Below are 21508 nucleotides of genomic sequence, written 5' to 3'. Positions count from 1 at the left end.
ACGCAGCTTGCTGTAGTGGGGTCGTTTACGACAATTTCGCGCCCATGAACCTCAGGAAGACCGTCGCGGGGGCCGCCGTGGCCCTCGGCAGCGCCACTGTCATGCTCGGCCTGGGTGGCATCGCGCACGCCGACACGGCGAGCGCCAACGCCACCACCGCGCCCGACCTGGGTGGGCAGCTCGGTGACGTCGCCTCCGTCGGCGACCTCGCCTCCGTGAACACCAACGACGTCGACGGCAAGGTCCAGGCGCTCAACGCCCAGCAGGCCGACGTCGTCGCGTTCGTCCAGAACGTCGACGCCGGCGGGAACGGTCTGCCGGCCGCGACGCTGCTCGGCCTGGGCAAGCCGACGGGCGTGCCGACCGGCGCCGCCTCCGTCGACATCTGAGCCAACCGGTACTTCCTGGCCGGGGCGGCGCCCGATTCCCTCCCCCTCGAATCGGGCGCCGTTCCACTTGGGAAGCCTTATTCCAGGAGCGAAACGCCTTGAGCATCAAGAAGATCGTCGCTTCCGCCGGCCTCGCGGCCGGTGCGCTGGCCGCTCTGGCCGGCACCGCGAGCGCGGACTCGTTGCCGGCACTGCCGCAGCTGTCCCAGATCGACCCCGCCGCCGAGATCAGCGAGCTCGGCGGCATGGCGGGCATCGACGCGCTGCACGAGTTCACGCCGAACGTGACGGCCGTGCACAACGGCACCGCGCTGGTGCAGGGCTAACGGCCGACCGCGTACCCCTGCGCGCCACGAGGATTGGCACCGGCGCGCAGGAGTCCGTCCGAGGAGTCCCTCGACACGGCGGACATCCGCCCGAGGGTCCACTCGCCGGCGTCCACGACCTGGTGGCCACGAGCGCGCAACGCTGCCAGCACGTCCGCGCCGGCGCGTGACTCGATGACGAGCTCACCGGGGGTCCAGGCCCGCGGGTAGAACGAGCTCGGGAACGCGTTCGAGTGCCACATGGGCGAGTCGATCGCCTCCTGCAGGTTCAGACCGGCCCTGTGCGCGAGCCAGAAGCCGAGCTGCCACTGGTCTTGCTGGTCCCCACCGGGCGTTCCGAACGCCAGGGCGGCCTGTCCGCCCCGCAAGGCCATCGACGGCGAGAGCGTGATGCGCGGGCGCTTGCCGGGAGCGAGCGAGTTCGGCAGACCCCGGTCCAGCCAGAACATCTGGGCGCGGCTGCCCAGGCAGAACCCGAGCGACGGGATCGTCGGCGAGGACTGCAGCCAGCCGCCGGACGGGGTCGCGGACACCATGTTGCCCCAGCGGTCCACGACGTCGACGTGCACCGTGTCGCCGCGGGTCACGCCGGAGCGGGCCACCGTCGGTTCGCCGATCGCGCCGGTCGGGTCCGACACGAGCGTGGCCGGACCGGCGGTGATGTGCTGGGGCAGCAACGGTTCGCGGCCGTCGGGCGAGCCGGGGCGCAGCTCGTAGGAAGCGCTCTCACCGATCAGCGCACGGCGTTCGTCGGCGTAGGAGCGGGAAACCAGCGTGTCCAGCGGGACGTCGTCCACGTCGCCGTACCAGGCTTCGCGGTCGGCGAACGCGAGCTTCGCCGCCTCGACCGCCAGGTGCACGGTCTCCGCGGTCGGCCGGCCATCCACATAGGACAGGTCGTGGCCTTCCAGCAGCCGCAGCTGTTGCACCAGAACGGGTCCCTGCGTCCAGGCACCGGCCTTGACCAGCGTCCACTCACCGAAATCGGCGGTGAGCGCGTCCTCGTACGACGCCTCCCACGACGCCATGTCCGCTCCGGTCAGCACACCCGCGTGGTCACGCCCGGAGTCGTCGCGGAACGCGTTCCGGCAGAACTCGTCGATCTGCGCGGCCACGAAACCTTGCGACCACGCCCTGCGGGCCGCCTCGATCTGGGCCTCGCGGTCGGCACCGGCGGCTTCGCCGGCGGCGAGCAGCCACTCCCACGTGTCGGCGAGCGCGGTGTTGCGGAACCGTGCGCCACGGGCCGGCAGCGTCCCGCCGGGCATCCACTGGGCCGCCGACGTCGTCCAGTGGTCGCGGAACAGGTCCGAGACGCGTTCGATGGTGTCGACCACGCGGTCGAGGATCGGGAAGCCGTCGCGCGCATAGCCGATCGCGCGATCGAGCACTTCGCGCAACGACTTGGTGCCGTGGTCGCGCAGCAGGGTGAGCCACCCGTCCCACGCGCCGGGCACGGTGGCGGCGAGCAGCCCGCTGCCGGGGATGAGGTCCAGGCCGAGGTCGGTGTAGTGCTCGATCGTGGCTCCGGCGGGCGCGACGCCCTGACCGCTCAGCACCCGCGGTGCCGACCCGGCCTTCGCGAAGATGATCGGCACCTCGCCGCCGGGGCCGTTGAGGTGCGGTTCCACGACCTGGAGCACGAATCCGGCGGTGACGGCGGCGTCGAAGGCGTTACCGCCGTCCTCCAGCACGGCCATGGCCGCCGAGGAGGCGAGCCAGTGGGTCGAGCCGACCATGCCGAAGGTGCCGACGAGTTCGGGGCGCGTGGTGAACACCCCATAAAGGTATGCGACGCTAACTAAATTGCGTGACGCCGAGTGACGCACGCCCCACGCCCGAATGGCGCAGTCCGGCACGGGCCAGCGCGTCGGCGTCCAGGTGGTTGCGGGAGTCGATGATCGTGTGGCCGTCCATCAGCTCGGACACCCGCACCCAGTCGAGCGTGCGGAACACCGGCCAGTCCGTCAGCAGCACGACCGCCTCGGCGCCCTTCACGGCCTGGTACGGGTCGTCGACCACGAGCATTCCGGCGATCGGTCCGGTCACCTCGGGGTCGTACGCGGTGAGCTCGGCGCCCTCCAGCACCAGCTGCTCCGCCACGGCCAGCGCCGGTGAGTCGCGCAGGTCGTTCGTGCCGGCCTTGAACGCGAGCCCGAGCACCCCGACCCGCACACCGGCCAGAGTTCCGCCGCACGCGGCGCGGACCTTCTCGACCACCCGCAGCTGCGCGCGGACGTTCGCCTCGATCGTGGACCGGATCAGTCCGAAGTCGACACCGGCCGCCTCCGCGATCTGCACCATCGCGTGCGTGTCCTTGGGCAGGCATGAACCGCCCCAGCCGGGTCCCGGCCGCAGGAACGACTGGCCGATCCGCCGGTCGTGGCCCATGCCCTCGGTGACCGACTCGACGTCGGCGCCCAGCCGTTCGCACAGCTCGGCGACCGCGTTGACGTACGAGAGCTTCATCGCCAGGAAGCAGTTCGCGGCGTACTTGACCATCTCGGCGCTGGCGGCGTCCATCAGCACGGTCGGCGCGCCCAGCTTGACGAACAACGCCGCCACCCGCTCGGCCGCCGACGGCGAGTCCGACCCGACCACGATCCGGTCCGGGTGCAGGAAGTCCTTCACCGCCGTGCCTTCCCGCAGGAACTCGGGGTTCGACACGACCGCCACGTCCTCACGGCCGAGCAACGCGCGCACGCGTTCTGACGTGCCGACGGGCACCGTGGACTTGGTGACCACGACCGTTCCGTACGGCAGCACGTCGCGGATCTCCGTGGCGACCGACTCGACGGCGCTCAGGTCGGCCGCACCACCGGCGCCCATCGGCGTCGGCAGGCAGAAGAACACGACCTCGGCGCCCTCGACGGCGGGGGCGGCCCCGACGACGAACTCCAGCCGCCCGGCCGCCTGGCCCTCGACGACGAGCTCGGCGAGTCCCGGTTCGAGGATGTCGACCTGACCGGCACGCAGTCTGGCGACCTTCACCGCGTCGACGTCCGCGCACACGACGCGGTGTCCGAGAGAAGCGAGGCAGGCTCCCGTGGTCAAGCCCACGTAGCCGGTGCCGACGACCGCGATCCGACGGGCGAACATGAGGGTGACCCTGACATCCCCAGTTGGCCGCAGGGCCAACGCCGTACGACTTTCGTCGTAGCTGACCGTGACAGATCTCCTACCAGAGGTCTACCGGCGCGGGCGATGTGTGAGAACGCCGCCGAACGGCAAAGTTCAGGCATGGGAGTACTGCTGATCGCAATGATCTTCATCGGCCTCGCGGTGCTGGCAGCGGTGCCGCTGGTAGCACTGCTCCACTTGACCGACCGCTGAGCCGGTCCGGAGGTTGATTCTCGGGTAACGACCGTTAACCTCCTCGCGAGCAGTTCGCTTCGAGGAGGATGAAGGCATGGAGATCTCGGGTACCGCGGCCATCGTCACCGGTGGCGCGTCCGGTCTCGGCGGCGCGACCGCACGTGCGCTCGCGGCTCGTGGAGCGCAGGTGTTCGCGCTCGACCTGCCCGGCGCCATCGAGAAGGCCGACGCCGTCAAGAACGTCACCTACCTGGCGGCCGACGTGACCTCCGGTGAAGAGGTGCAGGCCGCGGTCGACACCGCCGCCGGCTCCGGCGCCCCGCTGCGCATCACGGTGAACTGCGCGGGCATCGGCCCGTCGACCAGGACCGTCGGCAAGACCGGCCCGCACGACCTCGACCTGTACCGCAAGGTCATCGAGGTCAACCTGATCGGCACGTTCAACGTGCTGCGCCTGGCCGCCGCCGCGATGGGCAAGACGGAGGAGCTGGAGCACGGCGCCCGCGGCGTCATCATCAACACCGCCTCGATCGCCGCGTTCGACGGCCAGATCGGCCAGGTCGCCTACGCCTCCTCCAAGGGCGGCGTGGTCGGCATGACCCTCCCGGCGGCGCGCGACCTGTCCTCCGTCGGCATCCGCGTGCTGACCATCGCGCCCGGCATCGTCGACACCCCGATGCTCGCGACCGTCTCCGACGAGTTCCGCGCGGGCCTCGCCGCCGGTGTGCCGTTCCCGAAGCGGCTCGCGCAGCCGTCGGAGTACGCGCAGCTCGCGATCTCGCTCGTCGAGCACGACTACCTGAACGGCGAGGTCATCCGCATGGACGGCGCTCTCCGGATGGCTCCCCGCTAGAGGTCGCCCGCGTACGGCAGCTTGGACATCGCGTCCGAGGTCATCCACTCGCGCAGGCGGTGGGTGGCCCGGACGTCGTCCTCGTTGTACTCCAGCAGCCGGCGCCGCTGGTCGACGTCGAGGGCCTCGCCGTTCATCCCGACCGCGGACCGGTACCAGCGCATGGAGTTCTCGCCGCCGGCCTCCGGGTCGCGCCAGGAGAACCCGGCCACCGGAGCGATGATCTTGAGGCCTTTGCCGTGCGCGCACAGGAACTGCTCGCGGACGATGCCGAACAGGTCGACCCACGAGTCGGAGCCGATGAACTCCTTGACCTGCGCCACCGTCGGGATGCCGGGCTTGCCCGCGAACCGTTCCGCCGACCCCAGCAGCCAGCGGTTCTCGGCGAGCTCGTTGTAGCAGTAGGCGCGGAACGACAGCCCGCGTGCCTTGGCGCGCAGGCGGATGCCGGTCAACCAGGTCCAGAACTCGGCGAACGACCGCGCCTCGTCGTCGCACGGCAGCTCGTCCCACGTGACGAACGCGCGGTAGCCGTGTTCCTCGTCGATGTCCTTGCCGGACAACAGACATCCCCACATGTACGCGCCGAGGTCGCCGAAGCTCTCCATGTCGACGTCGACCTCGACGTCCGCGCGCGGCACGCTCATCTCGGGCACCCGGCGGACCAGCGTGAGGTCGCGCAGCCACGCCCGCGCGAGCACCACGGCGTCACCGAACGGCATGCCGACGAGCTGGATCGGACCTTCCGCGGCCGGGTCCAGCTCGGCCAGCTTGTCCACAGTGGACAAACCGATCCTGCGCAGCGCCACCGCGTCCTCGCCGCGCACGACGAGCGAGACGTCCCTGCCCTGTTTGAGGTCGTTGTCGCAGGTCGGCCACCACGGGCAGGTCTTGCAGTCGACGATGCGCGACGGCCTGGCGAGCGGGTCGTTCTGGTTCACCGCCGCCAGCGCCACGGCCAGCCGGTCGGAGAACCGCGCGTCGTACTCGGCCAGCGCGGTGCGGCCACCCGGCCACGTCGGCGCCTCCAGGTCGTGCCACAGCACCACGTCGGCGTCCATGCCGATCACGCCACCGGTCGCACGGCTGTTCGTCGCGTACCCGGCGGCCTGGAGCTGCCGTTGCGCGTGGGCCAGCCGCAGCTGGTCGCGCGGCTGGGGACGGACCTTGCGGTGCGGGTCCGTGCGGCTGCCACCGGGCAACGGCATGGTCAGCGGGCTGGTGCGCGCGCCCTGGCCCGGATCGGTGATCTTGTGCCGCACGACGAGCACCGGCACGTACCCGGTCGCGTCCTTCACCAGCAGGTCGATGCCGCCACGACGGCCGCCCCGCGGGTCACGCGGCAGCGCGGCACCCCAGATGTACGGCGCGCCCATCTCCATCGCGGCGAGCGTCACGCGTTCCCGGTCCGCGCTGCGCACGTCCGGTCCGGCCGGCACCTCGAAGAAGTCCGATCCGACGATCCTGCCGAGCGCGTCGGCCACCGCACGGCGGTGGTTCGTCGCGTCCGCTTTCCGTTGTTCCGAAGCCGGGTCCGGCGCCGCCTTGGGAGCGTCGCGCATCTCCGGATCGTTTTCGAGGTGCACCCGCCGCCGACAACGAGTGACCACGCCGGCGTCTAGCTGCACCTGGGAAGTCACTGAAGCAGGGTATGTCGCGAGTCGAGCTGATGTGTCGGCAACCTGGGCAGTAAGTTTCACGTGACGGAGGAGGTGCACCCGAATGGCGCGCAAAGCGAAGGCCGGCTTCACGCCCGGCAGGGCCAAGAACCTGGTCGGGGTCGCGAAGGTGGTGGCGCCCGCACTCATTCCGGTGCTGGCCCCGGTGATCGCCCGCGGAGCTGGGCTTTTGAGCGAGCAGTACGACCGGTACCGCGCGCGCAGGCTCGGCATCGACGTCGCCGACATCGGCAGGTACTCCGGCTACGGCGCCCGGCTGCACGCGCGGATCGTCGGCTTCGCGGACTCGTTGGAGACCTTGCGGGCGGCGGATTCCGATTGGGTTTCGAAGACCGAGGCGCGGCTCTCCCAGCTGCTCGCCGCCGTGCGGGCGTCCGAACGCATGCCGACGGCCCGGCGCAAAGCCGCGCACCGGGCCGTCGGAACTGATCTGGACGTGCTGGAACAGGAACTGCTCAGGCGTCTGAACGTGCGCTGACGTCGGGCGTGCGCCCGGTCACCTTGGCCACGGCCTCGACCGCCGCCTGCTCGACCACCTGTCCCGGGTCGAGGTGCGCGGTGACCTCCTCCATGACCTCGGCCACACGTTCCTCCCGCCTGATCATCGGGTCCGACCGCAGATCCTTGGCCAGCGAGACGCACAGGCCGACCATCACGACCATGAACGGCAGCGCCGCGATGATCGTGAGGTTCTGCAGGCCGGTCAGCGCGTTCGAGCCGCCGACCAGCAGCATCACCGCCGCGACGGCACCGGTCAGCACGCCCCAGAAGACCACCACGGACTTGGCCGGCTGCATCGTGCCGTGCTGCGAGAGCGTTCCCATCACGATCGACGCGGCGTCCGCGCCGGACACGAAGAAGATCGCCACCAGCACCATCACGACGACGCCGGACACGGTCGCCAGCGGGAACTGGTCGAGCAGCGAGAAGAGCTGCGACTCCGGCGTCGACTGACCGGCGAGGTCCACACCGGACCGCTGCTCGAAGATCGCGGAGCCGCCCAGGATCGCGAACCACACCAGCGACACCGCCGACGGCACCAGGATCACGCCGGCGACGAACTGCCGGATCGTGCGGCCGCGGGAGATGCGCGCGATGAACGTGCCGACGAACGGCGTCCAGGAGATCCACCAGGCCCAGTAGAAGATCGTCCAGCCGGACAGCCACGTCTCGGTCGCCTCGCCACCGGAGGCGGCGGTGCGGCCGGCCATGTCGGCGAGCTCTCGGAAGTAGTCACCGAGCGCGGTCGGCAGCAGGTTCAGGATGAAGACCGTCGGGCCGACCACGAACAGGAACAGCGCCAGCACCACGGCCAGCACCATGTTGATGTTCGACAGCCACTGGATGCCCTTCGCGACCCCGGACACGGCGGACGCGACGAACGCCACGGTCAGCACGGCGATGACCGCGACGAGCACGCCCTTGCCGATGTTGCCGCCCCAGCCGGCCGCCTCCAGCCCGCTGCCGATCTGCAGGGCGCCGAGACCGAGCGAGGCGGCCGAGCCGAAGAGCGTCGCGAAGATCGCCATGACGTCGATCGCGCGGCCCCACCCGGACGCGGCCCTGCGGCCGAGCAGCGGGGCGAAAGCGGCACTGATCAGCGACGACCGGCCACGCCGGAAGCTGCCGTACGCGATCGCGATGCCGACGACGGCGTAGATCGCCCACGGGTGCAGGGTCCAGTGGAAGAGCGTGGTGGCCATCGCGGTCTCGAGCGGGTCGCCGTCGGTGCCGGGCGGTGGCTTCACGAAGTGCGTGAGCGGCTCGTTGACGCCGTAGAACATCAGCCCGATGCCCATGCCGGCGCTGAACATCATCGCCACCCACGACACGGTCTTGAACTCGGGTTTCTCGTCGTCACGACCGAGCGGGATCTTGCCGTAGCGGCTGAAGGCGAGCCAGAGAGCGAACAGCACGAAGCCGGACGCGGTGAGCACGAAGGCCCATCCCAAGTTCTGGATGACCCAGCCGAGTGCGGTCTTCGAGGCAGAGGCCAGCGAGTCGGTACCGACGATTCCCCAGGTCACGAACGCGAGCGTGAGACCTGCGGCAACGCCGAACACGACCCGGTCGGTGCGGCCCGGCCGGTCGCATTGGTTGTGCATGCGGCCCTGCATACCCAGTCGTGGACCGGGGTAAACCGGTCCGATTACCCTCAGGTCCGTGAGCACCCGGTCGAGTGAGATGCGCACCCTTCGCGGTGCGGTGCTCGCGGTGACCTCCTCGGCGCTCACGATCGCCGCCCACGGCCTGGGCGGCGGCGAGCTGACGGAGTTCGTCCACGCGCTGCCGCTGGTGGTGCTGATCGCGTTCGCGGCGGCGTCACTCGCGGACAAGCGGACCGGGAAGCTCTCGGTCATGGCCGGGCTCGCCACGGCCCAGCTCGCGCAGCACCTGCTGCTGACCTGGGTCAACCACGAGCACACCGGCACGCTGTCCTGGCAGATGTTCGGGGCGCACCTCGTCGCCGCGACGCTGACCGGCCTGCTGCTGTTCCACGCGGAGAACGCCCTGTTCCGGCTGTTCGCCGCGGTCACCCGCCTGATCCCCCGCAGGCTCACGCCGTCGCCGGTCCTCACGCCGGTGCGGACGTTCACGAGCACGCCCTACCTGCGGCGCGCGCATGCCGCCGAGCGCAGTCGTGCTCACGGCCGCCGCGGCCCTCCCGCTGGTTCCTGACACCCCACGCACACCCACCCCCTTGGCAATCAGGAGCCACAACTTCATGTCGACGAACCGATTTGGCGTGCGCACGCTCGCCGTCTTCGCCGTGGCCGGCATCGCCGTGCTCGGCACGCCCGCCGTCGCGTCCGCGCACGTCAGCGCCCAGCCCGCGGAGTTCACGCAGGGCGGCCGCGCGACCTTCGCGTTCCGCGTCCCGAACGAGCGGGACAACGCGGGCACCATCAAGATCGAGGTCACGCTCCCGCAGGACACGCCGCTCACCTCGGTGCGCACCAAGCCGCTGGCCGGCTGGAAGGCCGAGGTCGTCAAGGGCAAGCTCGACAAGCCCGTGACGGTGGCCGGCAAGGAGATCACCGAGGCGTACAAGACGATCACCTGGACCGCCGAGCCCGGCACGAAGATCGGGACCACCGAGTACCAGGAGTTCTACGTCGCGCTCGGCACGCTGCCGGAGAAGGACACGCTGCTCCTCCCGACCAAGCAGACCTACGAGAACGGCGAGGTCGTGGACTGGAGCCAGGCCGCCGGCGCCGACGGCAAGGAGCCGGAGCACCCGGCGCCCGCGCTGAAGCTCGCCCCGAAGAAGGCCGGTGACGACGGCCACGGCGGTCACGGCACGACGCCGGCCGCCAACTCGGCCGACACGCACGAGGCCTCGGCCGGTGGTGCCGACCAGACCGCCCGCTACCTCGGTGGCGCGGGCCTGGCCGTCGGTGCGCTGGGCCTGGGCTTCGGTGTCGGCGCCGTCCTGCGGTCGCGTCGGAAGGCGTGACCCGGAGATGAAGCGCGCACTCATCGCGTGCCTGATCGCGGGTGCGGCTGTGCTCACCACGGCCGCGCCCGTGTCGGCGCACAACGCACTGGTCAGCAGCGATCCGAAGGACAAGGCCTCGCTGGAGGCCGGCCCGGCCGCGGTCACGCTCACGTTCGACCAGGACGTGCAGGGCGGCAAGGACATCAACACGATCTCCGTGGTCGACGCGAACGGCGGCCACTACGAGGTCCCGGGCGACCCGACGATCAAGGACAACGCGGTCACCGCGAAGGTGAACGCGCTCGGAAAGGCCGGTCAGTACAAGATCGGCTACCGGATCCTGTCCGCGGACGGCCACCCGGTGTCCGGTGAGCTGACGTTCACGCTGACCAAGGACGGCACGGGCACGCCCACCACACCGGCCGACGCCGACGCCTCCAGCGGCGGCGACTCCGGTGGCGGCATCCCGCTCTGGGTGTGGATCGCCGGCGCCGTGGTCCTGCTGGGTGGCGGCGTGTTCCTCGCGTTGCGCGGTGGGGGCGCGAAGGCATGAGCGACGTCCGGACCACCGCCCCCACCCACTACCGCGTGCTCGCCGGCCTGGTGTTCGGCGCGCTCGCGGGCATCGCCCTCGGTCTCGTGCTGGCGCCACCGGTCGTGGTCGCCGGAGTCGTGGACGCCGGGGCGGCGGTCCGGTACGGCCTGCCGGTCACCCGTGTGCTGCTGGACGTCTCGGCGACCGTGGTCGTCGGCCTGTCGATCCTGCCGAAGCTGCTCGGGTTCGACCGTCCCGCGCACACCGAGCCGGTCATGCGGCTCGCCCGGCCCGCCGCGGTCGTCGCCGCGGCGGTCTGGGTGGTGACCGCGCTGCTCGCGATCGTCCTGCAGGCCGCCGAGCTGCGGCCGGGCAGCGACGTCAGCATCGGCAACGCCATCGACTACATCGCGACGGTCGGCGCCGGCAAGGGTCTGCTGTTCAGCGCGGCCTGCGCGTTCGGCTACCTGCTGGTCGGCGTGATGGCGGTGCGCGGCGGCGAGTCCGTGCCCGCCGAGCTGCGGATCCTCATCTCGATGTTCGGCCTGCTGCCGATCCCGGTCACCGGGCACGCCTCCAACTGGAAGTACCACGACTACTCGATGGTCTCCATGGAGCTGCACGTGCTGGGCGCGGCGGCGTGGGCGGGCGGGCTCGGCGCGTTGATGGCGCTGGTCGCCCACCGCAAGGGCCTGCTCGCGGTCGCGCTGCCGAAGTTCTCCAGGATCGCGACCGTCAGCCTGGTCGTCGTCACGGTGACCGGCCTGTTCAACGGCCTGCTGGAGCTGGTGCTCAACCCGGTCGTGCCGTTCCCGCAGTCGCTGGTCACGACCGGGTACGGGCTGCTGGTGCTCGCCAAGACGCTGTGCGCCGTGGCCGTCGCCGCACTCGGCGCGCACATCCGGTGGCGGCTGCTGCCGCGGATCGCCCGGCACCAGGTCACGGCGATCGTGCAGTGGGCGGTCCTGGAGGTCGCCGTCATGGGCCTGGCGTTCGGCCTGGCCGTCGTGCTGAGCCGCGCGCCGGTCAGCTGACCTGCGCGAACCCCGTCGCGACGCGGACCAGGTCGGCGAGCGCGCGGGAACGGCTGTGCGGTGGCCACGCGATCACCGTCGTCACCCTCTGCGCGTCCACGACGGGAATCGCGACCAGCCCTTCGCCCAGTCTCGTGCGCAGGTCCTCCGGCATCACGGCGACGGCCCGGCCGAGCTCGATCATCTGGAACAGCTGGGTCAGGTTGTGCACCTCGATGCCGGGACCGTCCGGGTAGGTCCCGTCCGGCCTGGGCCAGCGGACGCGTTCGGCCAGGGCGTTGACCTCCGCCATCCGCAGGCGGGACGCCTGTGCGAGGGGGTGCGACGAGGGCATCACCGCGACCTGCCCCTCGCTGTGCAGGACCTCCACGTCGAGGCCGGTCGTCGGGTCGTACGGCTCGTGCAGCAGCGCGACGTCGGCCCGTCCGTCGAGCAGCGGCACGTGGGTGTTCGACTCGCACAGCAGGACGTCGACGGGGACGGCACCGGGTTCGGCGGCGTACGCGTCGAGCAGCTTCGCCAGCACCTCGCCGGAGCTGCCGGCCTTCGCGGCCAGCACGAGCGACGGCCGGTCCACGCCCGCACTCCGGGTCCGGCGCTCGGCCGCGGCGACCGCGCCGAGGATCGCCCTGGCCTCGACCAGCAGTGTCGCGCCGGCACCGGTGAGCAGCACCTTGCGGCTGGTGCGGGTCAGCAGCTCGACGCCGAGCCGGTGTTCGAGCTGGGCGATCGTCCTGGACAGCGGCGGCTGGGCGATGCCCAGGCGTTCGGCGGCGCGGCCGAAGTGCAGCTCTTCCGCGACCGCTACGAAGCACCGGAGCTCCCTGGTCTCCACGACGTCCACCGTATCGATACCGGCCGGGTATCGCTGCCACACCGAGGTGATGTTGGTCTTGAGCCGCTCCCGCACGAGGATCAGGTGCATGGCAGAACAGACGATCGCGCTGGTCACGGGCGCGAACAAGGGAATCGGGTACGAGATCGCGGCGGGCCTCGGCGCGCTCGGGATGACCGTGGGGGTCGGCGCGCGTGACCCCCGTCGTGGCGAGGAGGCGGTGGAGAAACTGCGGGCGGACGGCGCGGACGCGTTCTTCGTGCCGTTGGACGTGTCCGACGACGAGAGCGTGGCAGCCGCCGCGGCGCTGGTCGAGGAGCGGTTCGGGCGTCTCGACGTGCTGGTGAACAACGCGGGCATCGCCGGGTCGTGGCCCACGGCGCCCTCCGCGGTCACCCCGGAGGCGATGCGGGAGGTGCTGGAGACGAACGTGATCGGCGTCGTCCGGGTCACCAACGCGATGCTGCCTCTGCTGGGCCGGTCAGCGCGGCCGCGGATCGTCAACCAGTCGAGCCACCTGTCGTCGCTGACCCTGCAGTCCTCACCGGATTCGCACTTCGGTGACGTCGACGGGATCTACACGCCGTCGAAGACGTTCCTGAACGCCGTCACCGTGCAGTACGCCAAGGAGCTGACCGGCATCAAGGTCAACGGTTCCTGCCCCGGTTACGTCGCGACCGAGTTCAACGACTTCCAGGGACGGGAGACGCCCGCGGACGGCGCCAAGATCGCGGTCGAGCTGGCCACGCTGCCCGACGACGGTCCGACCGGCGGACTCTTCGACAGCAACGGCACCGTGCCGTGGTGAGGCGTTGTTCAACGTGAAACATTCGCGGCACCGAGGAATGAACTCGGTGAGTGGCCCGTTCAACGCGGCGAGCTGCCCACGAACGGACTAATCGGTGATCAGTCGGGCCGAAGATTCTTCGCGCATCCGAGCCAGCCGGTTCATCGTCCGCTGGCCGCGGCGGTCCAGCTCACGGCTGTCGATCCAGCCGTTGGCGTAGTAGCGGTAGTCCTGGGCCAGTGCGACGAGCTCCGCGAGGTAGTCCGCGGAACGCCGCCTGCGCTCCTCGTCGAACGACGCCAGCAGCGGCAGCTGGGTGTCCACGACCTCGTCGAGCAGCTGCGCGGACCGCAGCGCCCTGCGGGACCGCCACCTCCGAGTAAGGATCACGCGCCGCACCTCGCCCTTCGCCCCGACCTGCCGCACCCCGGGCCGATGTTCTTCGCCCGTCGATGCTGCATTCGCGTCAGGGGGTCCTGGCGTTACCGGTTCGTGTCCCACACCATCTGATCGTGGTGCTATGGGACCCAAACGAAATGCTGATCAGGCGGCCGTGTCCGCTCCGGTGAAACGGGCGACACGGTCGGCCAGCTCGCGGGCCTCCGGGTTGTTGCGGCGCTTCTCGGCCTCCTGGCGCAACGGCTCCATGCGCTGCTTGGTGCGCACGGACTTGAGGCTCTCCGACAGGTCGACGGCCTGGCGGCCGACCTTCGCGCCGTGGTCGATGTCGCCCTCGAGGAGGTGGTTGATCGCCATCGAGGTCAGGTTGAACGAGCGGCTGCGCGCGTACTCGTCACCGAAGTTGTTGATCGCCTTGGACAGCGCGGGGATCGCGGTCCTCGTGTACTTGGCGTCCACCGTCTGAGCCAGCTCCGTGTGCACCGTGCCGATCATGGACGAGAGGTCGATCTCGTTGAAGAACTTGGCCCACGCGGGCGCCTCGGCGACGTTGGCACGGGAGAACTCGTCGCGGGCGCGGCCGAGCAGCTTGAGCGCCTGCTCGTCGGACCCCATCTTCGCGTAGGCCCAGGCCTCGTTGGCGCACAGGATGCCCACGGCGAGCTCGGAGCCGGAGTTCTGCGCGGCCAGCTGGCCGAGCTGGAACACCTTCAGTGCGTCGTCGGGGGCGTTCTGGTGCAGGTAGACGCGGCCCATGCGGTACAGGATGTTCGCCATCAGCGCCTCGTTCTCGCCCTGCTTCGCGAGGTCGAGCGCCTGGCCGAAGTGGTTGCGGGCCGAGTCCATCAGGCCCGTGTCGAACGACGTCCAGCCGGCGAGGTTGTGCAGGTCGGCGAGCGCGACGTAGAGGCGCTGGCGCACGACGTCCGTGGAGCTCGCGCCGAGCATCTGCTGTCCCCAGGACAGCTGGGCGACGACGGCGTCGCGGCAGGAGCCGCCGCCGTACTGGTAGTCGAGAGCACGCAGAGCGCGGGTGGCCGCTTCGACCTGCCGCACGTCTGTCATGCCGATGCGTCCCGGAGCCGGAGTCTGTGTGGGAGCCGGAGTCTGTGTGGGGTGTGAGACCCACGACCCGGAGTCCGCTCCGAACACGGCCGCGCCGACTGTCACGGCGGCGGCGTGCGCGAGGAACTTCCGACGCTTCACCGACTCGTCCTCCTCAGGATGGGGTGGGTCCGCGGATGCGGCCACCCTCACTGCCGTTGTCTCGTCATAGGCGAGACCCATGTATCCACGTGGGACACCCAGGCCGACGGCGATCCTGGTCAGGACGTCGTACGCCATGACCTGGCGTCCCTTGAGGATCTCCGAGACCTCGGACTGCGACTGCCCAGTGAGCGCCGCGATCTGGCGCTGGGACACACCGTGCCGTCGGAGCAGCCGGTAGACCGAGCTGATCTCTCGTCGGGCCAGTGCGTCCCGCATCTCCTGCTGGTCCCACACGTCGGTGGGAATAGGAGAGCCCTGGGAACTCGTGTTCATCGCGCACCCTCACAGTCCGTTGGGCGTCATCGGCAGACTAGGGGCAGGTCCCCGAGCCCGAGAAGTCCTCTTCGGCAGGGCTGATCGGCCCTGCCGAACACCGCTTACCGCTCACCGTAAGACTTCCACCGGTGGGCGCTGTGACGTCCCGTTCCGACATGAATCATCGCAATCTGGATTCCGGTAAGCGAGTGAGCACGGAGAGGAACAGCCAACTGATGGACAGCTCCTCCCCCGGCTCCACCTCCATTGTGGAGACGGGTGACACCGACTCCACATGGCGCGGCACGACCGGGCAGCGTCGGACGTGGCACATCAGCTGCGGCGACGTGGTCGACCGGGACCGCCAGCTCACCGTGAAGGTCGTCCAGGGCCGAGTGGTTCTGGTGGGACCCCCCGGTGAGACGGCAGTCTTGTCCCACGACCAGCTCGTACAGCTCAGGGCTGCGCTACGCGAAGCCGCCGACCAGGCGGAAAGGTGACGGTGACGTTTCGATGGACGCGATCCTCGGACAGGTTCTTCGCAACGCTGTGTGGGAACGCCTCGACCTGCTCACGGAGCTGGCGAGCCGCGCTGACGCCCCGTCCCTCCTGTCGGTGGCTCGATCCGAGCTCCCTCGGCTGACCGAGGGATGGCGTGCTCTGCTGGCAGCGCACGAGCCGGACGAGAAGGGCAACTGCCCTGAGTGCTCCGGCCGCTGGCGCCAGCAGAAGTCACCTTGCTCGGTGTGGCGCGCCGCGTACGAACACCTGGTCGCGGGCGGACTCGCCCCGCGCCCGGCTCGCCACCTGCGCGAGGCTCCGGTGACCCCTCCTGTCACCAGGACCCGCCGCGCGGTGGCTCGAGCCCACTAACGGGCCTTTGCGACCGACCTGGCGTCCCCCCGACACGACCAGGTCTGCAAACGGCCTACTGACCGGTGGTCCGCGATGTGCGAACCCCCGACCGCTACATCGCGGGCCCCGGTCAGCTACAACTCCACAGATTCCCGCGGGCCGGTGCCGTGCACCCTCCCTCCCCGACCGTCACCGGTCCGCGGTCACCACCGTCGGCCCCTCGTCTGCACCTCCCGCGCAGGCGAGGGGCCGTTGCCACGTTCGGAGGCCGCCGACACGGCTGGGGCGGCGCGCTGCTTCTTCCCACCTCCCGCGGTTCCTGCTGCCGGTGCGCCCGGTTCCGCGCCCGGCTTCAGCGGCGCGTACCCGTTTTCCACGTGAGGTAGGAGGTCAGGCCGGGCAGCAGCCGTCCGGACAGCTCGAACGCCTTGAGCTGCCACGGGAACAGGTGCTCGGCGCGTTCCTTCCGCACGGCGTCGACGATGGCCGTGGCCACCCGCTCCGGCGTGACCGTCGGGATGAGCCGGGCGATGGCCGGGATCCGTTCCTCCGCGCCGGGGTTGTTGGCGAAGTACTCGCTGGAGACCTTGCCCGGCACGACCTCGCTCACGCCGACGCCCGTTCCGCGCAGGTCGAGGCGCAGGGACGCGGTCAGGCCGCGCAACGCCCAGCGCGCCGACTGGTAGCCCACCGCGCCGGGGATCGGCAGCCGTGACACCGGCGAGTTCACGTTGACGATCCAGCCGGAGCCGCGTGCCCGCATGGCGCCGAGGAACTCCCTGGTGAGCAGCATCGCCGCCATGAACGGCACCGCGGTCATCGTGGCCAGGTCGTCCTGCGAGCACTCGTCGAGGAACAACCAGCGCCCGACACCCGCGTTGTTGACCAGCACGTCCGGTGTTTCCACGGCTTGCGCGAGGGCGTGGATCTGCGCGGCGTCCGCGAGGTCGGCGGGGTGGGCGGTAGCGGAACCGCCGAACTCGACGATCCGCTTGACCTGCAGATCGAGCAGTTCGGCGCTGCGGGCCACCAGGTCGACGTGCGCGCCGTGCGCCGCGAACCGGAACGCCGTCTCCGCGCCGATGCCCTGGGACGCGCCCGTGACCAGAACCCGCTTGCCGGACAGTTGCATCAGACCACCGATCGCACTCGACTCAGCAACACACCCGCCAGCGCCGTCGCCAGCGCCGACGCCGCGAACAGCCCGCGGTAACCACCCAGGTTCGCCAAGATCAACGCCGTCAGCAAGGGGGCGATGACCTGCGGCAACGCGTTGGCGACGTTCAGCACGCCCAGGTCCTTGGCGCGGTCGGCCGCCGCCGGCAGCACCTGGGTGAGCAGCGCGATCGCCACGGCCCAGTACGTGCCGAAGCCGACGCCGAGCAGCGGAGCGGCGATCAGCGCGGCGGTCCAGGTCGGCCACACGACGAGCAGCAGCGCCGCGAGTGCCATGACGACGGCCGCGAGGTACACGTACGGCTTGCGCCGGCCGGAACGATCGCTTCGTGCGCCGAACAGCACCGCTCCTGCGGCGAGCGCCACCCCGTACAACGCCATCAGCACGAGCAGCCCGTCCTCCGGCGACTCGTGGTGCACGACGTCGCCGAGGAAGTAGAGCAGGTACAACGTGCCGAACGCGTTGCCGAGATTGATCATGAGATGGCCGGCCCACGCCCAGGCGAAGTCGGGGTGCTCGCGGGGCGAGACCCAGAACGTCGGCCGCACCGGCTTCGTGACGAGCTGCGTGTCGGGCGTGCGCACAACGAAGAAGACGGCACCGACGACGACGATGACCGCGCACGCCAGATAGCCCGCCTGCAGTCCGCTGACCAGCAACGTCACCACGACCGCGCCGAGCACGGTGCCGAGCATCTGGCTGATGCCGATCAACCCGCCGACCTGGGCCCGCTGGGCAACGGGCACCTGGTCCGGCACCACGGCGGTCAACGCGGCGAGCATGCCGCCGATCCCCGCCTGCACCAGGCACCAGCCGACCGTCATGACCGCGACGGACGGCGCGCCGGCCAGCACGGCCAGGCCGACTGCACCGACGACCGCACCGATCACCGTCCACGGGTGACGGCGGCCGAACCGGGAGGTGGTGCGGTCGGACAGGACGCCGATGAGCGGCACCACCAGCAACGACACCGCGGCGCCGACGCCGGTGACGACGCCGAACACGAACTCCTTGTCGGCCCGGTCGAGCAGCTCGGCCTGTTGCGGCAGCAGCACCTGGATGGGCGCGTAGACGGCCAGCCACAGCCCGAGGTTCGCGGCGAACAGCCAGGCCATCCAGCCTCTTCGAACCGGGACGACCGGTTCGGCCAGCGCCTCACTCACCGCTGATCACCTTGCGGTACCAGTGGAACGAGTCGCGCGGCGTGCGGCGCTGGGTCTCGAAGTCGACGTGCACCAGGCCGAACCGCTGCGAGTAGCCGGCCTCCCACTCGAAGTTGTCGAGCAGCGACCACACGAAGTACCCGGCGACGCCGGCCTCCAGCGCCGCCTTCAGGTGTCCGTCGAGGTAGGAGATCCGCGCGGCGTCCTCGACCTCGTGCGGGAAGCTGCAGCCGCTCTCGGTGACGTGCACCGGCGGCAGGTCCGGGTGGCGTTCGCGCAGCGTGCCGATCATCTCCGACAGCCCGGACGGCACGATCGGCCAGCCGAACCCCGTCCGGGGGAACTCGTCGACGTCGACCAGCTCGAACGGCAGCGGGTTGCCCTCCGACGGCAGCTTCAGCCTGGTCGGGTTGTAGTAGTTGACGCCGTAGAAGTCGAGCGGCTGGTGGATGGTCGCGAGGTCGCCGTCCTCGACGGGCACGAGGTCCGCGACGGAGTCCGGATATCGGCCGGAGAGCATCGGGTCGGCGTACAACCAGTTGTGGATGTCGCTGTACGCGTCGGCGGCGGGCCGGTCGGCGGCGGTGGCGGGCCACGCGGGCGTGTGGTTGTTCGCCGTACCGACCGCACGGGCGTCGTGGCCGCGCAGGACTTCGACCGCACGACCGTGAGCGAGGTTCAGGTGGTGGGCGGTCGGCAACGCGTCGAAGAGCAGCGTCTTGCCCGGTGCGTGGTCACCGATCGCATAGCCCTGCAACGTCACCATGGCCGGTTCGTTGATCGGGATCCACAGGTGGACCCGGTCGGCCAGGCGTTCCGCGACCAGTGCGGTGTAGTCGGCGAACCGGTCGGCGATGTCGCGGGTGAGCCACCCGCCCTCGGCTTCGAGCTGCAGCGGCGTGTCCCAGTGGTAGAGCGTGGCCACCGGTGCGATGCCGACGTCGACGAGCGCGTCGACGAGCCGGTCGTAGAAGTCGAGGCCCTCGGCGTTGGCGGGTCCCTTGCCGGTGGGCTGGATGCGCGGCCACGCGATGGAGAACCGGTAGGCGTTGACCCCGAGCTGGGTCATGAGCGCCACGTCCTCGCGCCACCGGTGGTAGTGGTCGCACGCGACGCGCGCGTTGTCGTTGTCGTGCACCGGAGCGAAGCTGTCCCACACCGAGGGACCCCGGCCGCCCGCGTCGAACGCGCCCTCGATCTGGAACGCGGACGTCGACACTCCCCAGAGGAAGTCGCTCATCGATCCTCCAAATGTGAAACTTGTTCGGATCGTAGGCGTGTTGACAGGTTCAGGGAAGTGAAGACGCCGCGCAACAGGCAAGATGGTCGTACCCGAACCATTGGGAGTCGCCGTGACGAGCACCACCCCGCTCCGCCGTCAGCCAGTCCAGCAGCGCAGCGCCAAGAGGGTAGAGCGCATGCTCGAAGCCTGCGCGACGCTCATCGACGAGGTGGGCTACGACGGTGTCACCACCACGTTGATCGCCGAGAGGGCGGGCGTGGCGGTGGGTTCGCTGTACCAGTTCTTCCCCGACAAGAGGGCCGTCGTGCAGGCGCTGACCCTGCGCAACGTCGACCGGTTCTCGCAGGGCATCACCGACCGCCTCGAACAGGCGACCCTGGAGCACTGGTGGGACGCCGTGGACACGGTGTTCGACGTCTACGTGACGATGCACCGCGAGATCCCCGCGTTCGGGAAGCTGCACTTCGGCGACGTCGTCGACATGCGCCTGCTGGACGACCGGCGCGACAACAACGCGGTCATCTCCGACAAGATCTCCGAGCTGATCTCGGGGAACTTCGGCATCCCGATGAACGAGGTGCAGCTGCCGATCGCGATCGCCGTCGAGGCGGCGGACGCGGTGCTCAAGATGGCGTTCCGCAACAACCCCACCGGCGACCAGGCGATCCTGTCCGAGGCGAAGGCGCTGGTCAGGGGCTACCTGTCGTCGCGGCTGCCGGTCTAGCCGAAGTTCCGGCGCTCGCCGCGGTACGTGGGCACCGTGCGTTCGATGCGGTCGCCGCGCACCAGGTGCACCTCGTCGAACCGCTCGAACAGCTCGCCGGCCTTGGCGTGCCGCAGCCACACGCGGTCGCCGATCCGCAGCTGCTCGGCCGCCTTGCCGGTGACCGGCGTCTGCACCTCGCCCGCGCCTTCGAGGCCGAGCGTCTTGAGCCCCTCCGGCAGGTACGGCGACGGCTGGCGGTCCGGGGTCGGGGTGCCGGAGGCGATGTAGCCGCCGGCGAACAGCGTGGCCACGCGCCTGGTCGGCTTGCGCACCACGGACAACGCGAAGAGCGCGGCGGGTTCCGGCTTGAAGGCCTGGTAGCCGTCGAAGAGGGTCGGCCCGAAGAGGCCGCTGCCCGCGGCCAGCTCGGTCACCGAGGGGTCGGTGCCGGTGAGCTCCAGGCTGCCGGTGCCGCCGCCGTTGACGAACTCCAGGTCGGTGACCTGCCGGACCGCGCGGATCACCGCGCTGCGCCGTGCGATCAGCTCCGGCCCGGACCGCGCCTGGATGAGCCTGATCCCGATCGCGCGCAGCGGCTGACCGGGCGGGTTGTCGCCCAGACCGGCGATCTGGCCCTCGTAGGCCATCACGCCGACGAGCGTGAAGCCGGACCGGCGGACGATCTTGGCCGCCAGCGAGGCCGCCTGGGCCGGGGTGTGGACCGGCGACCGGCGCGGGCCGATGTGCACGCCGGGCAGTGGCCGCCAGGAGACGTCGAGCTCCAGGCAGACCCGGATGTCGGAGTGCGGGCCGATGGCGGCGTCCACGAAGTCGAGGTGTTCGATCGAGTCGACCATGATGGTGACGCGCTGGCGTGCGGTCTCGTTGGCGGCGAGCTTCTGCAGCGCGGCGCGGTCGGCGGTCGGGTAGGCGACGAGCAGGTCCTCGCTGACGTTCTGCTCGGACAACCACAGCGCCTCGGCGAGCGAGTAGCACATGACCCCGGCGTAACCGGGCCGGTCGAGCGCCCGGCTCACCAGGTCGCGCACGCGGATCGACTTGCTCGCCACCCGGATCGGGTGACCGGCAGCGCGGCGGGCGAGGTCTGCCGCGTTGTGGTCGAAGGCGTCCAGGTCGACGATCGCGAACGGAGGATCGAGATCCTTCGTCGCGGTGTCGAGTCGGGTTCGGCGCATGTTCTGACGGTACGTCCTCAACCCTTGAAACGTGAAGAGCTTTCACTTACGTT

22 protein-coding genes are annotated in these 21508 nt (G+C 70.3%); 11 read left to right on the top strand and 11 right to left on the bottom strand.

What is annotated here, in order from left to right; all coding sequences use genetic code 11:
* Window positions 1-44 precede the first annotated feature (44 nt).
* Window positions 45-389, top strand: coding sequence for a hypothetical protein (locus ADL03_RS04630; RefSeq protein WP_053732107.1), 345 nt, complete (start codon window positions 45-47; stop codon window positions 387-389).
* Between the two features lie 98 nt (window positions 390-487).
* A complete protein-coding gene (locus tag ADL03_RS04625) occupies window positions 488-715 on the top strand; it encodes a hypothetical protein (protein ID WP_053732106.1) in 228 nt (75 codons plus the stop codon).
* Here ADL03_RS04625 and ADL03_RS04620 read toward each other — a convergent pair.
* Entirely contained in the window at window positions 712-2493 is a 1782-nt protein-coding gene (locus ADL03_RS04620) for a gamma-glutamyltransferase family protein (protein ID WP_053732105.1), read from the bottom strand. The genes ADL03_RS04625 and ADL03_RS04620 overlap by 4 nt on opposite strands.
* A gap of 19 nt (window positions 2494-2512) precedes the next feature.
* Window positions 2513-3814 (bottom strand): UDP-glucose/GDP-mannose dehydrogenase family protein, encoded by a 1302-nt coding sequence (locus ADL03_RS04615; RefSeq protein WP_053732104.1) that lies wholly within the window; start codon window positions 3812-3814, stop codon window positions 2513-2515.
* A 310-nt stretch (window positions 3815-4124) separates the two neighbouring features.
* On the opposite strand from ADL03_RS04615, the gene ADL03_RS04610 reads away from it, so the two are divergent.
* On the top strand, window positions 4125-4883 hold the full coding sequence (locus ADL03_RS04610) for an SDR family NAD(P)-dependent oxidoreductase (RefSeq protein ID WP_053732103.1): 759 nt from the start codon (window positions 4125-4127) through the stop codon (window positions 4881-4883).
* Here the strand turns inward: ADL03_RS04610 and ADL03_RS04605 are convergent.
* A complete protein-coding gene (locus ADL03_RS04605) occupies window positions 4880-6493 on the bottom strand; it encodes a TM0106 family RecB-like putative nuclease (RefSeq protein WP_369808931.1) in 1614 nt (537 codons plus the stop codon). The two genes, ADL03_RS04610 and ADL03_RS04605, sit on opposite strands and share 4 nt — an antisense overlap.
* 112 nt (window positions 6494-6605) lie before the next feature.
* On the opposite strand from ADL03_RS04605, the gene ADL03_RS04600 reads away from it, so the two are divergent.
* A complete protein-coding gene (locus ADL03_RS04600) occupies window positions 6606-7040 on the top strand; it encodes a DUF6474 family protein (RefSeq protein ID WP_053732101.1) in 435 nt (144 codons plus the stop codon).
* Here the strand turns inward: ADL03_RS04600 and ADL03_RS04595 are convergent.
* On the bottom strand, window positions 7018-8667 hold the full coding sequence (locus ADL03_RS04595; RefSeq protein WP_231641497.1) for a BCCT family transporter: 1650 nt from the start codon (window positions 8665-8667) through the stop codon (window positions 7018-7020). The genes ADL03_RS04600 and ADL03_RS04595 overlap by 23 nt on opposite strands.
* Before the next feature lie 58 nt (window positions 8668-8725).
* Between ADL03_RS04595 and ADL03_RS04590 the strand changes: the two genes are divergently transcribed.
* Genes ADL03_RS04590 through ADL03_RS04575 form a run of 4 tightly spaced genes read left to right on the top strand, consistent with a single transcriptional unit; the run spans window position 8726 to window position 11570 of the window.
* Entirely contained in the window at window positions 8726-9241 is a 516-nt protein-coding gene (locus ADL03_RS04590) for a hypothetical protein (RefSeq protein ID WP_053732100.1), read from the top strand.
* 46 nt (window positions 9242-9287) lie between these two features.
* The gene (locus tag ADL03_RS04585) at window positions 9288-10019 is read left to right on the top strand and encodes a YcnI family protein (protein WP_053732099.1); all 732 of its coding nucleotides are present in this window, start codon (window positions 9288-9290) and stop codon (window positions 10017-10019) included.
* 7 nt (window positions 10020-10026) lie between these two features.
* On the top strand, window positions 10027-10554 hold the full coding sequence (locus tag ADL03_RS04580) for a copper resistance CopC family protein (RefSeq protein WP_053732098.1): 528 nt from the start codon (window positions 10027-10029) through the stop codon (window positions 10552-10554).
* The gene (locus ADL03_RS04575) at window positions 10551-11570 is read left to right on the top strand and encodes a copper resistance D family protein (RefSeq protein ID WP_053732097.1); all 1020 of its coding nucleotides are present in this window, start codon (window positions 10551-10553) and stop codon (window positions 11568-11570) included. Before ADL03_RS04580 ends, ADL03_RS04575 begins: the two co-directional genes overlap by 4 nt.
* Here ADL03_RS04575 and ADL03_RS04570 read toward each other — a convergent pair.
* Window positions 11563-12495, bottom strand: coding sequence for a LysR family transcriptional regulator (locus tag ADL03_RS04570; RefSeq protein WP_231641495.1), 933 nt, complete (start codon window positions 12493-12495; stop codon window positions 11563-11565). The two genes, ADL03_RS04575 and ADL03_RS04570, sit on opposite strands and share 8 nt — an antisense overlap.
* On the opposite strand from ADL03_RS04570, the gene ADL03_RS04565 reads away from it, so the two are divergent.
* Window positions 12494-13213, top strand: a complete 720-nt coding sequence (locus ADL03_RS04565) for an SDR family oxidoreductase (RefSeq protein WP_053732096.1) — start codon at window positions 12494-12496, stop codon at window positions 13211-13213. The genes ADL03_RS04570 and ADL03_RS04565 overlap by 2 nt on opposite strands.
* Before the next feature lie 87 nt (window positions 13214-13300).
* Here the strand turns inward: ADL03_RS04565 and ADL03_RS04560 are convergent, their stop codons facing one another.
* Together ADL03_RS04560 and ADL03_RS04555 are read right to left on the bottom strand one after the other, a co-directional pair.
* Window positions 13301-13582 carry a hypothetical protein gene (locus ADL03_RS04560; RefSeq protein ID WP_082372885.1) on the bottom strand — a complete coding sequence of 94 codons (282 nt, stop codon included), beginning with the start codon at window positions 13580-13582 and terminating at the stop codon, window positions 13301-13303.
* A 153-nt stretch (window positions 13583-13735) separates the two neighbouring features.
* Window positions 13736-15133 (bottom strand): helix-turn-helix transcriptional regulator, encoded by a 1398-nt coding sequence (locus tag ADL03_RS04555; RefSeq protein ID WP_053732095.1) that lies wholly within the window; start codon window positions 15131-15133, stop codon window positions 13736-13738.
* Window positions 15134-15324: 191 nt separating this feature from the next.
* Between ADL03_RS04555 and ADL03_RS04550 the strand changes: the two genes are divergently transcribed.
* Complete coding sequence (locus tag ADL03_RS04550; protein WP_197288077.1) at window positions 15325-15615, top strand: hypothetical protein; 291 nt, start codon at window positions 15325-15327, stop codon at window positions 15613-15615.
* A gap of 707 nt (window positions 15616-16322) precedes the next feature.
* On the opposite strand, the gene ADL03_RS04545 is transcribed toward ADL03_RS04550, so the two are convergent.
* Genes ADL03_RS04545 through ADL03_RS04535 form a run of 3 tightly spaced genes read right to left on the bottom strand, consistent with a single transcriptional unit; the run spans window position 16323 to window position 19550 of the window.
* On the bottom strand, window positions 16323-17102 hold the full coding sequence (locus tag ADL03_RS04545) for an SDR family oxidoreductase (RefSeq protein WP_053732094.1): 780 nt from the start codon (window positions 17100-17102) through the stop codon (window positions 16323-16325).
* The gene (locus ADL03_RS04540; protein WP_053732093.1) at window positions 17102-18310 is read right to left on the bottom strand and encodes an MFS transporter; all 1209 of its coding nucleotides are present in this window, start codon (window positions 18308-18310) and stop codon (window positions 17102-17104) included. The genes ADL03_RS04545 and ADL03_RS04540 overlap by 1 nt, the downstream gene beginning before the upstream one ends.
* Window positions 18303-19550 carry a GH1 family beta-glucosidase gene (locus ADL03_RS04535; RefSeq protein WP_053732092.1) on the bottom strand — a complete coding sequence of 416 codons (1248 nt, stop codon included), beginning with the start codon at window positions 19548-19550 and terminating at the stop codon, window positions 18303-18305. Before ADL03_RS04535 ends, ADL03_RS04540 begins: the two co-directional genes overlap by 8 nt.
* Before the next feature lie 178 nt (window positions 19551-19728).
* Between ADL03_RS04535 and ADL03_RS04530 the strand changes: the two genes are divergently transcribed.
* On the top strand, window positions 19729-20277 hold the full coding sequence (locus ADL03_RS04530; RefSeq protein WP_231641493.1) for a TetR/AcrR family transcriptional regulator: 549 nt from the start codon (window positions 19729-19731) through the stop codon (window positions 20275-20277).
* Here the strand turns inward: ADL03_RS04530 and ADL03_RS04525 are convergent.
* Window positions 20274-21455 carry an amino acid deaminase/aldolase gene (locus ADL03_RS04525; RefSeq protein WP_053732090.1) on the bottom strand — a complete coding sequence of 394 codons (1182 nt, stop codon included), beginning with the start codon at window positions 21453-21455 and terminating at the stop codon, window positions 20274-20276. The genes ADL03_RS04530 and ADL03_RS04525 overlap by 4 nt on opposite strands.
* Window positions 21456-21508: the final 53 nt, after the last annotated feature.

The organism is Nocardia sp. NRRL S-836, assembly GCF_001279525.1.
Lineage (GTDB): Bacteria > Actinomycetota > Actinomycetes > Mycobacteriales > Pseudonocardiaceae > Lentzea.
Note: the sequence above shows the minus strand (reverse complement) of the source record. Positions and strands in the feature narration are given on the sequence as shown.